10 protein-coding genes are annotated in these 13,969 nt (G+C 67.7%); 6 read left to right on the top strand and 4 right to left on the bottom strand.

All coding sequences use genetic code 11. The features are described from left to right. The first annotated feature begins 2 nt into the window (after positions 1-2). Positions 3-2,855, top strand: coding sequence for an XrtA/PEP-CTERM system TPR-repeat protein PrsT (gene prsT / locus LNV28_RS07895; RefSeq protein WP_263518328.1), 2,853 nt, complete (start codon positions 3-5; stop codon positions 2,853-2,855). Positions 2,856-2,861: 6 nt separating this feature from the next. Here the strand turns inward: prsT and LNV28_RS07890 are convergent, their stop codons facing one another. Together LNV28_RS07890 and LNV28_RS07885 are read right to left on the bottom strand one after the other, a co-directional pair. Continuing rightward, positions 2,862-4,103 (bottom strand): lipase family alpha/beta hydrolase, encoded by a 1,242-nt coding sequence (locus tag LNV28_RS07890; RefSeq protein WP_263518327.1) that lies wholly within the window; start codon positions 4,101-4,103, stop codon positions 2,862-2,864. A gap of 76 nt (positions 4,104-4,179) precedes the next feature. Beyond that, complete coding sequence (locus tag LNV28_RS07885) at positions 4,180-5,217, bottom strand: DUF3667 domain-containing protein (RefSeq protein WP_263518326.1); 1,038 nt, start codon at positions 5,215-5,217, stop codon at positions 4,180-4,182. Positions 5,218-5,416: 199 nt separating this feature from the next. On the opposite strand from LNV28_RS07885, the gene LNV28_RS07880 reads away from it, so the two are divergent. The 5 genes from LNV28_RS07880 to LNV28_RS07860 are packed head-to-tail and all read left to right on the top strand — an operon-like array spanning position 5,417 to position 11,320. Beyond that, positions 5,417-7,513, top strand: a complete 2,097-nt coding sequence (locus LNV28_RS07880; RefSeq protein WP_263518324.1) for a 3-hydroxyacyl-CoA dehydrogenase NAD-binding domain-containing protein — start codon at positions 5,417-5,419, stop codon at positions 7,511-7,513. A gap of 52 nt (positions 7,514-7,565) precedes the next feature. After that, a complete protein-coding gene (locus tag LNV28_RS07875) occupies positions 7,566-8,741 on the top strand; it encodes an acetyl-CoA C-acyltransferase (protein WP_263518322.1) in 1,176 nt (391 codons plus the stop codon). Continuing rightward, positions 8,741-10,552: an acyl-CoA dehydrogenase gene (locus tag LNV28_RS07870; protein WP_263518321.1), complete on the top strand. Its 1,812-nt coding sequence runs from the start codon at positions 8,741-8,743 to the stop codon at positions 10,550-10,552. Before LNV28_RS07875 ends, LNV28_RS07870 begins: the two co-directional genes overlap by 1 nt. A gap of 20 nt (positions 10,553-10,572) precedes the next feature. Continuing rightward, complete coding sequence (locus LNV28_RS07865; RefSeq protein ID WP_263518319.1) at positions 10,573-10,806, top strand: hypothetical protein; 234 nt, start codon at positions 10,573-10,575, stop codon at positions 10,804-10,806. A 55-nt stretch (positions 10,807-10,861) separates the two neighbouring features. Next, entirely contained in the window at positions 10,862-11,320 is a 459-nt protein-coding gene (locus LNV28_RS07860; protein WP_263518318.1) for a PaaI family thioesterase, read from the top strand. Here the strand turns inward: LNV28_RS07860 and LNV28_RS07855 are convergent, their stop codons facing one another. Both LNV28_RS07855 and LNV28_RS07850 read right to left on the bottom strand, forming a co-directional pair. Then, positions 11,321-12,214, bottom strand: a complete 894-nt coding sequence (locus tag LNV28_RS07855) for a transporter substrate-binding domain-containing protein (RefSeq protein WP_263518316.1) — start codon at positions 12,212-12,214, stop codon at positions 11,321-11,323. Continuing rightward, positions 12,211-13,764 carry a methyl-accepting chemotaxis protein gene (locus tag LNV28_RS07850; RefSeq protein ID WP_263518314.1) on the bottom strand — a complete coding sequence of 518 codons (1,554 nt, stop codon included), beginning with the start codon at positions 13,762-13,764 and terminating at the stop codon, positions 12,211-12,213. Before LNV28_RS07850 ends, LNV28_RS07855 begins: the two co-directional genes overlap by 4 nt. Positions 13,765-13,969: the final 205 nt, after the last annotated feature.

Raw genomic sequence — 13,969 nt, 5'->3', positions numbered from 1 at the left:
CCATGTCCACTCCCAAGCTGATTGCCACCAGTGTTCTGACCGCTTGCCTCTTGGCGGCCTGTGGCGGAGAGAGTTATGACAGCCTGATGGCTTCGGCCCGGGGCTCGATCGGCAAGGGTGACCACAAGACCGCCATCATCCAGTTGAAGAATGCCCTGCAGAAGTCGCCTGAGGCGGCCGAGGCGCGCTTCCTGCTGGGCCAGGCTTTTCTGGCCGCCGGTGACAGCCGTTCGGCCGAGGTGGAGCTGGGCAAGGCTTTGGCCTTGAAGGCATCGGCCGACCAGGTGCTGCCGGTCTTGGCTCGGGCCATGATTGCCAATGACTCTTACAAGGCCTTGATCGAGCAGCATGGCGGCACGCGGCCCGGCGACGCCAAGGCGCGCGCCGACCTGCTGACCTCGCTGGCGATTGCCTATGAATCCACCGGCGCCCAGGACAAAGCCAGTGCGGCAATCGCCGAGGCACTCCAGGCCCAGCCCGATTTCCCGGCCACCCAGATCCTCCAGGTGCGCATGAAGGCCCGTGACGGCGACTTCGCGGGCGCGCTGCAGATGCTGGACGCGCTGCTGCAGCGCGAGCCCAAGCTGGCCGAGGGCTGGCGCCTCAAGGGTGACATCCTGATGGTGACGCGCCGGGTCGAGGCCGCGCAAGCCCAGGCTGCAGCCGCCAGCGCCGGCAAGCCGCTTGACAAGGCCGAGGGCAGCAAGGCGGCCGAGGCCGGTGGCCAGGCCGCTGTGGCGGCCTACCGCCAGGCTCTGGCTCTGCAGCCCGGTGATGTGTCCGCGCACACCGGCCTGCTCAACCACTGGCTGGACAGCGGCGACCTGCCGGCCGCGGCCGAACAGCTGGCCGCGCTCAAGAAGGTGCTGGCCGGCCATCCGCAAACCCTGTATTTCGAGGCCTTGCTGACCTTCCGTCAGCGCGAGTTTTCCAAGGCGCGCGAGCTCAGTCAGCAACTGCTCAAGATGGCGCCCGAAAATCCTCTGGCCTTGCAGCTGGGCGGCGCGATCGAGTTCGAGCTCAAGGGCTATGTGCAGGCCGAGGAGTATCTCGGCAAGGCGCTCAAGATTTCCCCCAATCTGGGGCTGGCCCGGCGCATGCTGACCCAGGTCTATCTCTTGACCGGACGGCCGGCCAAGGCCGTGGCGGCGCTGCAGCCCCTGCTGCAAGGCGCGTCACCCATCGATGCCCAGCTCTACTCGCTGGCCGGCGAGGCCTACCGCCAGAATGGCGACGACAAGAAGGCGGCCGGCTATTTCGCTCAGGCGGCCAAGCTCAACCCGGCCGACACGCGCAGCCGCACCCAGCTGGCTCTGGGGCGTGGCGCCAGCGCCTCGGCAGAGGACGTGCTGGCGGAGCTCAAGAGCATTTCCGACTCTGACCCCAGCACGGTGGCTGATGTGGCCTTGATCCGCGCCCATCTGCAGCGCCGTGATCTGGACAAGGCGCTGGCCGCCATCGCCGTGCTGGAGCGCAAGCAGCCGGACAAACCCATGGCGCACAATCTGCGCGGCCTGGTGTTCCTGGCCCGGCGCGACACGGCCGGAGCCCGCAAGAGCCTGGAGCAGGCCCTCAAGATCGACCCCAAGTTCTATCCTGCCGCCGCCTTGCTGGCTTCGCTGGACATCAATGACAAGCAGCCGGCGGCAGCCAAGCAGCGCTTCGAGACCTTGCTGGTGGCCGACCCGGACAATGTCAACGCGCAGCTGGCGCTGGCCGAGCTGGCCGAGCAACGCGGCGCACCCAAGGCCGAGATCGAGGCCATGATCAACAAGGCCATCGCCAGCAAGCCCAGTGCCGCGGCGCCGCGTGTGGCCTTGATCGATTTCCAGCTCAAGGAACGCAATCTCAAGGCTGCGCTGAGCGCCGCCGAGCAAGGCATTGCCGCCATGCCGGAAAGTGCCGACTTGATGGAAGCGCAAGGCCGGGCCCGCACCGTGGCCGGTGAGTACCAGCAGGCCTTGGAGTCCTTCAACGCGCTGTCCCGCGCCATGCCGCGTTCGCCGCTGCCGTCGCTGCGCCTGGCCGAGGTCTATGCCGCGCTCAAGAAGTACCCGACCGCGATCAGCAATTTAAAGCACGCGCTGGAGCTGTCGCCCGACAACCTGGTGGTGCAGCGCCGGCTCGGCGAACTGCAGCTGGCCAATGGCGAGCCCAAGGAAGCGCTGGCCACGGCGGCCCTGATCCAAAAACGCGCGCCGGCCTCGCCGCTCGGTTACAGCCTCGAAGGTGATGTGCAGGCCAACCAGAAGGCATGGCCGGCGGCCGCCGCCGCCATGCGCCGCAGCCTGGAGAAAGCGCCCGATCCGGCGGTGGCGAGCAAGCTGCACCTGGCCCTGAGCCTGGGCGGCGCCAAGGCCGAGGCCGACAAGCATGCGCAGGACTGGCTCAAGGCCCACCCGAACGACGCCGAGTTCCTGTTCTACCTCGGCGGCGTCGAGCTGAATCAGGGCCAGCTGGCCGCGGCAGAAGGCCGCTTTGCGGCGGTGCAGAAGCTGCAGCCCGAGAACCCGGCCGTGCTCAACAACCTGGCCTGGTTGGCCATGAAGCTGAACAAACCGGGCGGCCTGGCCTTGGCCGAGAAAGCGGTGCAGATCGCGCCCAAGCAGCCGGCCTTCCTGGACACCTTGTCCTCGGTGCTGGAGGCCGACAACAAGCTGCCGCGCGCGATCGAGGTGCAGGTGCAGGCTTTGGAGCTGCAGCCGCAGAACCACGATCTGCGCATGCGCCTGGCCAAGCTCTACCTCAAGGCCGGCGACAAGCGCCTGGCCGCGGTCGAGCTGAACCGCCTGGCCACCAGTGGCAAACAGTATGGCAATCAGGCCGAAGTGCAGCAGCTGCTGCGCGGCCTCTGACGCGCTTTATTCCGCTTTTGCGGGCGAAGGCGCCAGCCAGGCCAGCAGTTGCTGGCTGACCGCCGGGCTGCTGAGCAGCTGTAGGTGACCGCATCGGTATTGGATGTTGCGGGCCTCGGGCGCAAAGTCCAGGCGCAAGGCCGGATCCTCATGTTCGCCGAGAGCGCTGCGCAGCGGCACCAAGCCGTCGCCCAGCAGCCGGTCGGCCATGGGGCTGCGCTTGGCAGCCGTGGTGCCCGCCAACGTGTAGCAGGCGATGCCGGCCGGCAGGGGCAGGGGTTGATGCGGCACATGGCCGGGGGCAAAGCGGTCGCGGCCCTGCCAGTCGGCGTCTTGCACCAGGCCGTGGCGCAGATCGGTGATGCCGGCGCTGCGCAGCTGACCCAGGCGGGCCAGTGGCGCGCTGTGCCGGTTGCTGCCCAGCAGCAGGTCCACCCAATGCCCGGCCCGCTCCAGCGGTGCACCCTGGTGTGGTGAGCCCAGAAAAACCAGACTGTGCAGGCGCTTGGGCCAGCCCAGACGGTCCGCTTGCGCCAGCTGTATCGCGCTGCGTGCGACCAAGCCGCCCATGCTGTGGCCGACGATGGTGATGCGCTTCACCGGCACCGGCCAGGTGTCCAGCGTTTGCTGCAGCAGCTGCGCCAGGTCCCGGCCGTTCTCCGAGATATGGCGGCCCGAGTTGTAGCGCAGGTAGAGCCGGCTGGCGCCCAGGGCGCGAGCCAGGATCTCGCCGTGGTCATGGGCGTGGCCGGCCTTGTTCTCGCTGCGCCATTGCAGATCGTTCATGCACAGGCCGTGGATCAGCAGAAGCAGGTGGCCCGTGGGCGCTGCGCTTGCTGCATCCGGGTTCAGCACCGTCATGGGCAGGGCCAGCGGATTGCCGCTCTCGGCCAGGTGGTCGCCCATCACGCCGTTGAGCGCCGCCAACAGGGCCAGGCGCTGGGGCGAGGGTTCGCTGGCCGGCTGGCTTGCATCGGCGGGCCAAGCCGCCAGCAGTTGGTCGACCCCTTGGCCCAGCAGCCGGGTGCCGCCGCGGATGCTGCGGTAGACCAGGCCGGTCAGGCCAGCGCTGCGGGCTTTTTCTTCCTCGCGGCGGCCCTGCATTCCCAGCCGTGACCAGACGGCCTGATGCATGCCCTCGACGATGTCGGTCACGCCCAGCGTGCCCTGGGTGGCCAGCTGGGCCAGGCCGCGCAGCTCGCTGGCGCTCAAGAGATGGGTGGCCTTGCGGCGGGGGCTTGTGGACATGGCTTGGGCGGGCGGATGACAAGAGATCGCGCTGCGCCCGCGCATTGTGGGCGGCCCGGCCCGGCCGTGCCTAGATTCAGCTCACCAGATTGGCCAGAAAGAGCAGGGCCACGACCAGGGTGGTGACGCAGAGGTTGAGCATGGCCAGCACCGCGGCACGCAGCAGCGTGCTCCACCAGCGCGTGCGGTAGACCCGCTGGATGGCGACCAGGGGGTAGCTCATGCTGGCGAGTGTGGCCGTGAGCTGCAGCCCTTCCACCGGGATCAGCATCAGCAGCAACATGGCGAACCAGAAGGCATGCAGATGCAGGGCAAAGACCAGGTGCTCGGTGTAGCGCAGGCGTTTGTCGATGAAGATCAGCTTCAGCCACAGGGCAAAGGCCGGCAGCAGCAGGAACATCGTCAGGCCGAGGTTGTTGAGGCTGCGCGTGACCACATGCAGGATTTCCTGCTTGAAGTGCCCGCGGCCCTGGGCCAGGCGCTTTTCCAGGCGCTTGCACATGGACACGGGCAGGCCCTCGCAGAAGAACTTCTGGTTCTTGATGCCAAAGCGCAGGCCGGCCAGGCCACCGACCTGAAAGTTCTGATCGTCGCCCGGGTCCAGCTGCACCACGGCGCCGCGCGGTGCCGAGGCAGGCGCCGATGCTGGAACGCCCGCCCGCAGCGCCGTGGATGCCGGCGCCGACGCCGCGACAGCGATGGCTACAGCTTCTTGCTCGTCCGCTTCGGCTTGCGCCTCCAGCATAGGCGCCGTCACCAGGCGCAGGGCCAGCAGGGCCAGCACGCTGATGGTCAGGTACAGACGCAGCGGCAGCACATAGCGGCGCCGGCGGCCCTTCAGGTATTCCAGCGTCAGTTGTCCAGGCAGGAGCAGCAGCCGCCAGAGCGTGCGCCAGAGCGCGCCTTCCATGGAGATGTAGGCGCCGCCCAGCTGCTGGCCGAACTCGCCCAGCGTCGGCGCGCGCAGCCTTGACTCCTGCCCGCATTCTCCGCAGTAGCTCGGCCGCGGCTCGGCGAAGCGGCTGCCGCAGTTGGGGCAGAGCGCCGGATCGCTGGGGATGTCGGGGTGCAGTGCCGCGGATAAAAACCGAGGGGGACGCAGTGAAAGACGCATAGGTTTGGATTCTGGAAGGCCGCGCATATTAGGCGCAAGCCGGCCGACTCGGGCTAACCCTGAGGCCCGCAGGCCTTGTTTGTCGCCGCTGGGACAGGACGGCAGCACAGGCTCTGCCTAGAATCGAACGATCGTTCTATTTTCCGGGCCAGCTCTGGTGGCTGTGCCCTCTGTTTGAACCTGTTCACAAGGCCCCGCCATGACCGCTTTGTACGAAGTCCGCGGCAGCACCGCTGTCATCACCTTGAACAATCCGCCGGTCAACGGCCTGGGCCTGGCGACACGCCAGGCCATCGTCGCCGCCATCGAGCGGGCCGAGGCCGACCCGGCCGTCACGGCCGTGGTGATGACGGGTGCCGGCGCGGCCTTCTCGGGCGGGGCCGACATCAAGGAGTTCGGCAGCCCCAAGGCCATGAGCGAGCCCAATCTGCCCAGCGTGGTGGCCTTGGTCGAGGCTTGCAGCAAGCCGGTGGTGGCGGCCGTGCATAGCGTCTGCATGGGCGGTGGTCTGGAGCTGGCTCTGAGCTGCCACTACCGCGTGGTGGCCGCCGGCACCAAGGTCGCCTTGCCCGAGGTGAAGCTGGGCCTGCTGCCCGGCGCCGGCGGTACGCAGCGCCTGCCGCGTGCCCTGGGTGTCGAGGCGGCGCTGAACCTGATCGTCAGCGGCGAGATCGTGGCGGCCGAACTGCTGGCCCAGGTGCCCGGGCAAAAGCTGTTCGACCGGGTGGTGGCCGGCGAGGTGCTGGAGGCGGCCCTGGCGTTTGCAGCCGAAGTCGCTGCGCAGCGCCCGCTGCCGCGCGTGCGCGATCTGCCGGCCACACATGCCAACCCTGAGGCCTTCTTCCAGTTCGCTCGAAACATGGTGGCCGCGCAGAGCCGCAACTTCCCCGCGCCGCTGCGCTGCCTGGAGGCGGTGGCCGCCGCCGTAAACCTGCCCTTCGAGCAAGGGCTGCGCGCCGAGCGCGAGGGCTTTGCGGCCCTGATGATCACGCCTGAGTCCAAGGCCTTGCGCCATGCTTTTGTGGCCGAGCGGGCCGCGTCCAAGATCGCCGATCTGCCGCCCGGCACGCCGCTGCGCGAGATCCGCCAGGTGGCGGTGATCGGCGCCGGCACCATGGGCAGCGGCATTGCCATGAATTTCCTCAACGCTGGCCTGCCCGTCGTGCTGCTGGAGAGCCAAGCCGAGGCGCTGGAGCGCGGCCTGGCCCGCATCCGCAGCAGCTATGAGGCGCAGCTGAGCAAAGGCAAGCTCAAGCAGGACAAGCTGGACGCGCGACTGGCCTTGCTGCGCGGCAGCCTGAGCTATGCCGACATCGCCGAGGCCGACCTGGTGATCGAGGCGGTGTTCGAGGACCTGGCCGTCAAGCGCCAGGTCTTCGAGCAGATCGACGCCGCGGCCAAGCCCGGCGCCATCCTGGCTTCCAACACCTCGACCCTGGACATCAACACCATCGCAGGTTTCACCCGCCGCCCGCAGGATGTGCTGGGCCTGCATTTCTTCAGCCCGGCCCAGGTGATGAAGCTGCTGGAGGTGGTGCGCGGCGCGGCCACCGGCCACGATGTGCTGGCTACCGCCATGGCCCTGGCCAAGAAGATACGCAAGACGGCGGTGGTGGCCGGTGTCTGCGACGGTTTCATCGGCAACCGCATGATCGAGCAGTACGCGCGCCAGGCCGGTTTTCTGCTGGACGAGGGCTGCTCGCCCGAACAGGTGGACCGCGCGGCCGAGGCCTTTGGCTTCGCCATGGGCCCCTTCCGCATGAACGATCTGGCCGGCAACGACATCAGCTGGGCCATCCGCAAGCGCCGCGCGATCGAGCGGCCCGAGCTGCGTTACTCGCAAAGCGCCGACCGCCTGTGCGAGCGCGGCCGCTTCGGCCAGAAGACCCAGGCAGGCTGGTACGACTACCGGCCCGGCCGGCGCGAGGCGCTGCCTTCCCCCGAGGTGGCGGCCATGCTGGCCGAGCACCGCGCCGCCCTGGGCCTGCAGCCGCGCCAGATCCGCGATGAGGAGATCGTCGAGCGCCTGGTGCTGGCCCTGGTCAACGAGGGCGCCCGTCTGCTGGAGGAGGGCATCGCTCAGCGCGCCTCGGACATCGACATGGTCTACCTCAGCGGCTACGGCTTCCCGCTCTGGCGCGGCGGCCCCATGTGCTATGCCGACAGCCTGGGCCTTTTCAATGTGCTGCATGCCATGAAGCGCCTGGCACGCAACCCGCGGGACGATGCGGCCTTCTGGGAGCCCGCGCCCCTGCTGCAGCGCTTGGTGGCCGAGGGCAAGAGCTTCAACGGCTGAACCTCCCTCCCGCCTCGACCCCTCATCTGAAGAATTCCGGAGCTAAATCGCCATGAGCCACGCCCTGATTGTGTCCACCGCCCGCACCCCTCTGGCCAAGAGCTGGAAGGGCGCTTTCAATATGACCCACGGCGCCACCCTGGGCGGCCATGTGGTGCAGGCCGCGGTGGCCCGCGCCGGCCTCGCGCCCGAGCGGGTCGAGGATGTGCTGATGGGCTGCGCCTTCCCCGAGGGCACGACCGGCGGCAATATCGCCCGCCAGATCGCCTTGCGCGCCGGCCTGCCGGTCAGCGTCAGCGGCATGACGGTCAACCGCTTTTGCTCCAGCGGCCTGCAAAGCATCGCCCTGGCGGCCCAGCGCATCATGGCCGGCGAGGGCGAGGTGTTTGTCGCCGGCGGGGTGGAGAGCATCTCCTGCGTGCAAAACGAGATGAACCGCCACATGGCGCATGAGCCCTGGCTGCAAGCGCACAAGCCCGAGCTCTACTGGAGCATGTTGCAGACGGCCGAAACCGTGGCCCAGCGCTACGGCATCAGCCGCGAGCGCATGGACCAGTACGGCGCGCAAAGCCAGCAGCGTGCTTGCGCCGCCCAGGCGGCCGGGCGCTTTGCCGAGGAAATCGCCCCCATCACCGTGCAGATGGGCGTGGCCGACAAGCTGCGCGGCCTGAGCACGCGTGAAGTGACGGTCAGCCACGACGAAGGCCTGCGCGAAGGCACCACCTTTGAGGGCATCAAGGACCTGCGCAGCGCGCTGCCCGGCGGCCTGGTCTCGGCCGGCAATGCCAGCCAGTTCTCGGACGGCGCCGGCGCCTGCGTGCTGGTCAGCGAAGCTCTGGCCGTGCGCGAAGGCCTGCAGCCTCTGGGCCGCTTCCTCGGCTTTGCCGTGGCCGGCTGTGAGCCCGATGAGATGGGCATTGGCCCGGTCTTCGCCGTGCCCAAGGTCTTGCAGCGCCTGGGCCTGACGGTGGACGACATCGACCTCTGGGAGCTGAACGAGGCCTTTGCCGTGCAGGTGCTGTACTGCGCCGATCGGCTGGGCATTCCGCAGGAGCGGCTCAATGTCAACGGCGGCGCGATTGCCCTGGGCCACCCCTACGGCGTCTCGGGCCAGCGCATGACGGGCCATGCGCTGCTGGAAGGCCGGCGCCGTGGCGCCAAGCGCATCTGCGTGACCATGTGCATCGGCGGCGGCATGGGCGCGGCAGGCGTCTTCGAGGTGCTGTGATGGGCTTGCGCGCCACCCTGGACTTTCTGCTGCGCGACTGGCTGCAGGTCCAGACGCTGAGTGAGCGGCCGCGCTTTGCCGAGCATTCGCTGGAGGGCTATGCCGCCGTGCTGGACAGCTGCGAGCGCATCGCCGCCGAGCAGTTCGCGCCGGCCAACCGCGCCTGCGATGCCGAGGAGCCACGCTTCGACGGCGAGCGCGTGATTCTGCCCGCCTCCACCAAGCAGGCGCTGGATGCCTACATCGCCTCCGGCATGCTGGCCGCCTCGCAGGACGAGGCCCAGGGCGGCCTGCAGCTGCCTTGCGTGATCGAGACCGCTGCCCATGCATTTTTCCAGAAGGCCAGCGTGGGCATCAGCGGCTATGCCTTGCTGACCGTGGGCAATGCCAATCTGCTGCTGGCCCATGGCAGCGAGCGCCAGCGCGCCGTGTTCGCCCAGCCGCAGCTGCAGGGCCGTTGGTTCGGCACCATGTGCTTGAGCGAGCCGCAGGCGGGCTCTTCTCTGTCCGACATCCAGACCCGGGCCGTGCCCGATGGCGAGGGCTTTGAAATGGACCCTCTGGGCCCGCGCTACCGCCTGCGCGGCCACAAGATGTGGATCTCGGCCGGCGAGCATGAGCTGAGCGAGAACATTGTCCACCTGGTGCTGGCCAAGATCCCCGATGCGCAAGGCCGTCTGGTGCCGGGCGCGCGCGGCATCTCGCTCTTCATCGTGCCCAAGCATGGCGTTGACGCCGAAGGGCGCCTGAACGGCCAGCGCAACGCGGTGGCCCTGGCCGGCCTCAACCACAAGCTGGGTTTCCGTGGCACCAGCAACTGCCTGCTGAATTTTGGCGAAGGCGGGGCGGGGGCCATCGGCTATCTGGTCGGCCAGCCCGGCGAGGGCCTGCGCTGCATGTTCCACATGATGAACGAGGCGCGCATCGGCGTGGGCCTGGCCGCGACCATGCTGGGCTATGCCGGCTATGAAGCCAGCCTGGCCTATGCCCGCCAGCGGCCGCAGGGCCGCAGCCTGGGAATGGGCGTTAAAGACGCGGCCAAGCCGCAGCAGCTGATCATCGAGCATGCCGACGTCAAGCGCATGCTGCTGGCGCAGAAGAGCTATGTCGAGGGCGCGCTGGCGCTGGAGCTGTTCTGCGCGCGCCTGGTCGATGAGCAGAAAACCGGCGCGCCGGAAGCGGCGGCCGAGGCCGCGCAGCTGCTGGAGGTCTTGATCCCCATCGCCAAGAGCTGGCCCAGCGAATGGTGCCTGGAGGCCAACAGCCTGGCCATCCAGGTGCTGGGCGGCGCCGGCTACACGCGCGATTTTCCGGTCGAGCAGTACTGGCGCGACAACCGCCTGAACATGATCCACGAGGGCACGCATGGCATCCATGGCCTGGACCTGCTGGGACGCAAGGTGGTGCTGAACGGCGGCCAGGCCTTGCGCGTGCTGGCCGCGCGCATCAACCGCACGGTCGAGGCCGCCCTGCGGCGGCCGGCCCTGGCGGCTCAGGCCAATCAGCTGGCCGCCGCCCTGGCCCAACTGGGCCGGGCCAGCAAGGCCGCCTGGGCCACGGGCGAGCCCGAGGTGGCCCTGGCCAATGCCACACCGTATCTGCAGGCTTTTGGTCATGGGGTGCTGGCCTGGTTGTGGCTCGATGTCACACTGGCGCTGGACGATGCGGCGGTGAGCTCGGACTTCGCGCAAGGCAAGCGCGCCGCCGCCGCGTATTTCTATCGTTATGAGCTGCCCAAGATCGGCGCCTGGCTGGCCGTGGTTGAGAGCCGCGAGCCGCTGTGCCGCGAGATGCAGGACGGGTGGTTCTGAGCCGGGGAGGGCTCGCCTAGATGGAGGAGCATGAAGACCCATCGGAACGCCCGCCGCCGCGCTGGCTGGGCCATGTCGAAGCGCTGATCTGGGTCTTGATCTACGGCGGCCTGCTGGCCGTCATCCTGGGGGTGTTTTTGATGAAGCAGGGCCTGAGCGATGCCGAGCTGCTGGGGTGGATCCTGGCGATCAAAGGCGGTGTGGCGGTGGTGATCGGCGTGCTGATGATCTGGATCCGTTCGCGCTGGAAATAGCGGCGCGCCGCGCATTTGCGATGATGGCGGCACTGCCATTTTCGAAATCGCGCCGATGAGCAAACCTCCGCTTCAATTCCCCGTCTACATCCCCTTTGTCGAACAGCTGGGCCTGGAACTGCACAGCATGGGCGACGGCCGGGCCGAGCTGCGGGTGGATCTCTCCGAGGGTCACCTGAACAGCTGGGAGGTGGCCCATGGCGGCGTGCTCATGACCATGCTGGACGTGGCCATGGCCCATGCGGCGCGCAGCATCCATATGAAGGCCGAGGGCATGGGCCCGGGCGTGGTGACGGTGGAGATGAAGACCTCCTTCATGCGCCCCGGCGAAGGCGAGCTGCGTGCCCTGGGCAAGCTGCTGCACCGCTCCACCACCATGGCGTTTTGCGAGGGCTCCATCCTCGGCGAGGACGGCCAGCTGGTGGCCCATGCCACCGCCACCTTCAAATACCTGCGGGCTCTGCCCACCCAGGGGCGAGCTTTGAAAGCCTTGCAACGCCGCGGCAGCGAGTGATCAGGACTTGCGCCACAGCTGCGTGTCCACGGGCGGCAGGCCCTGAGGCAGGGGCTGCTCAATCTCGATGACGCTGCGTGAATCCAGTCGGGCGCGGCGGGCGATGTTTTGGAAATGCTGGAGGAAGAGCTGGTCGAAGCTGTCGTCGGCCTGGATGCGTTCCAGCCCTTTTTCAAATCGCTGACGCAGCGCCAGCTTGTCGGCGCGGAACATGTAGTAGACCGGGAAGGGGTAGTGCAGGGCGATGCGCGGCTCCACCATCAGCTGGTTCAGCTCGGGGTGGGCCTCCAGTTCCGCCCAGGCCTCATGCAAGCCGCGATGAAAGTAGTGGAAGCGCCCGCTTTGCAACATGGGCAGCAAGGCGCTGCCCTGTGCCACGCCGACCACGGGCAGGCCGTTGCGCTCGAACATGCCGAAGTCGGCCCATTGCCGCCCGAACCCGCCGGTCAGGCGGCGCAGATCGGCCAGGCTGTTCACCTGCTCGAACAGGGCGCGGTCTTTCTTGTGAATCAGCAGCAGCCGGTAGCCCAACATGCCTTTGTGCAGGTCGATTTTGATGCTGCTGAATTCCCGGAGCAGTTCCTTGCTGGGCGGCAGGTAGACCAGGTCGACTTGGCCCTGGCGCAGGAGGCCCAGGCAGCGCTCCTGCGTGGGATCGGGGCCGTCAGCGTAGGCGCGCAGCTGTGAGCGCTCCCCGGGCCGCTCGGTGCGCTCGAGGATCAGGCGCGTCAAGGCCATGCGGTAGGCATAGCGCTGCGGGTCGGCCTGGCAGATGCGCAGCTCGGCCGCCTCGGCAGGGTGGGGCAGCAGCAGAAGGCCGGCCCAGCACAGCAGGCCAGCCAGGGCTGTGACGCCACGCAGCCACAGCCCTGCGCGAAAGATCAGAGCTTTCAACGCAGCTTGAACACCGCCACGGCCTGGACCAGCTGCGAGGCCTGCACGCGCAAGCTCTCGGCGGCCGCCGCGCTTTGCTCGACCAGGGCGGCATTCTGCTGGGTCACCTTGTCCATCTGCGTGACCGCCTCGCCGACCTGGGCGATGCCCGAGCTTTGCTCGCTGCTGGCTGCACTGATCTCGCCGACGATGTCGCTGACGCGCTTGATGGCGCCGACGATCTCGGTCATGGTGGTGCCGGCGCGGTCCACCAGCATCGTGCCCTGCTCGACGCGCTCGACGCTGGCGCTGATCAGTGACTTGATCTCCTTGGCCGCATCGGCGCTGCGCTGGGCAAGGTTGCGCACCTCGCTGGCCACCACGGCAAAGCCGCGGCCTTGCTCACCGGCCCGGGCGGCTTCCACGGCTGCATTGAGCGCCAGGATATTGGTCTGGAAGGCAATGCCGTCGATGACGCTGATGATGTCGGAGATCTTCTTCGAGCTGTCGTTGATGCCGCGCATGGTCTCGACCACCTCGCCCACCACATCGCCGCCGCGGGTGGCGATCTGCGAAGCGCCCAGGGCCAGCTGATTGGCCTGCTTGGCGTTGTCGGCGTTGTTGCGGACGGTCGAGCCCAGTTCGTCCATGGTGGCGGCGGTTTCTTCCAGGGCGCTGGCCTGCTCCTCGGTGCGCTGGCTGAGGTCGGCATTGCCCTGGGCAATCTCACCCGCGCCTGTGGCCACGCTCTCGGAGTTGTCGCGCACATTCGCGACGATCTCCAGCAAGCGGCTGCGCATGGCCTCCAGTGCTTGCAGCAGCTGCGAGGTTTCGTCGCGGCCCTCGTTGCGCAGGTCCACGGTCATATCGCCTTCGCTCATGCGCTGCGCACCCTCCATGGCCCGAGCCAGGGGCGCGGTGACATGGCGGCTGATGCCCAAGCCGAGGCCGATGCCGGCCATCACGCCCAGCACGATCAGTGCGACCGTGGTGTTGCGGCTGCTGTGGTAGAGCTCGTCATTGGCGTCGGACAGAGCCTTGGCTTCCGCTTCCTTGAGCCGGGTCAGGCCGGTCAGGGTCTGGTCGACCAGAACACCCTGTGGCGTCATGTCGGACTTGATGAATTTGATCGCATCGTTGGAGCCCGACAGCTCGGTCACGCCAATGCGCTTGATCATTTCCTGGGCGACCTGCTGGTCCTTTTCCCAGTGGCTGCGCAGTGAGGCCAGCTCGGCCTTGCCCTTGTCGGTGGCATAGAGCTTGCCGGCCTGCTCGATCAAGTCGTTGCACTGCTTGCGCGATTCATTCATCAGACCGAGGGCTCGCTCGCGTTCGGCCGCATCGGTGGCCAGGATGGCGTCGCGCACGGCCACCACGGCCTGCAGGCGTCGCACATTGGCTTCCTTGGTCAGCGACAGGCCGAGCAGCTCTTGCTCATAGAGCTTGGTGTCGGCATCGTTGATGCGCTTCATATTGATGATCGCGACCGTGCCAATCACGGCGCCGATCAGGGCCACCGCCGTGAAGGCGCCCACCAATTTGGTGGAAATCTTGTAGTCAGACAGCTGCATAGAGTCTCCAACGTGAATGTGTCGAAATTTGGCCCTCTGGGTGGCCTGCTTCACTCCCACGGGTCTGTCTCTTGCCCCGCGGCCCGTGTGGGCGTGGCGGGGCCGGGTCCGAGCAAACGGTGACCTATCGGGTATCGGCTGCAGCACGAGCGGCTTGAGGAGAGTTTGTATCCCGCCCTTTTTGTCGCCTGTTTTGCACTGGGTG

The organism is Paucibacter sp. DJ2R-2 (assembly GCF_025717675.1).
In the GTDB taxonomy this organism is placed as follows: Bacteria; Pseudomonadota; Gammaproteobacteria; order Burkholderiales; family Burkholderiaceae_C; genus Paucibacter_A.
Note: the sequence above shows the minus strand (reverse complement) of the source record. Positions and strands in the feature narration are given on the sequence as shown.

Bases quoted from the DNA above. Each gene is read 5' to 3' on its own strand.
- prsT (WP_263518328.1), top strand. From the start codon at position 3: ATGTCCACTCCCAAGCTGATTGCCACCAGTGTTCTGACCGCTTGCCTC.
- LNV28_RS07890 (WP_263518327.1), bottom strand. From the start codon at position 4,103: ATGTCCACAAGCCCCCGCCGCAAGGCCACCCATCTCTTGAGCGCCAGC.
- LNV28_RS07885 (WP_263518326.1), bottom strand. From the start codon at position 5,217: ATGCGTCTTTCACTGCGTCCCCCTCGGTTTTTATCCGCGGCACTGCAC.
- LNV28_RS07880 (WP_263518324.1), top strand. From the start codon at position 5,417: ATGACCGCTTTGTACGAAGTCCGCGGCAGCACCGCTGTCATCACCTTG.
- LNV28_RS07875 (WP_263518322.1), top strand. From the start codon at position 7,566: ATGAGCCACGCCCTGATTGTGTCCACCGCCCGCACCCCTCTGGCCAAG.
- LNV28_RS07870 (WP_263518321.1), top strand. From the start codon at position 8,741: ATGGGCTTGCGCGCCACCCTGGACTTTCTGCTGCGCGACTGGCTGCAG.
- LNV28_RS07865 (WP_263518319.1), top strand. From the start codon at position 10,573: ATGGAGGAGCATGAAGACCCATCGGAACGCCCGCCGCCGCGCTGGCTG.
- LNV28_RS07860 (WP_263518318.1), top strand. From the start codon at position 10,862: ATGAGCAAACCTCCGCTTCAATTCCCCGTCTACATCCCCTTTGTCGAA.
- LNV28_RS07850 (WP_263518314.1), bottom strand. From the start codon at position 13,764: ATGCAGCTGTCTGACTACAAGATTTCCACCAAATTGGTGGGCGCCTTC.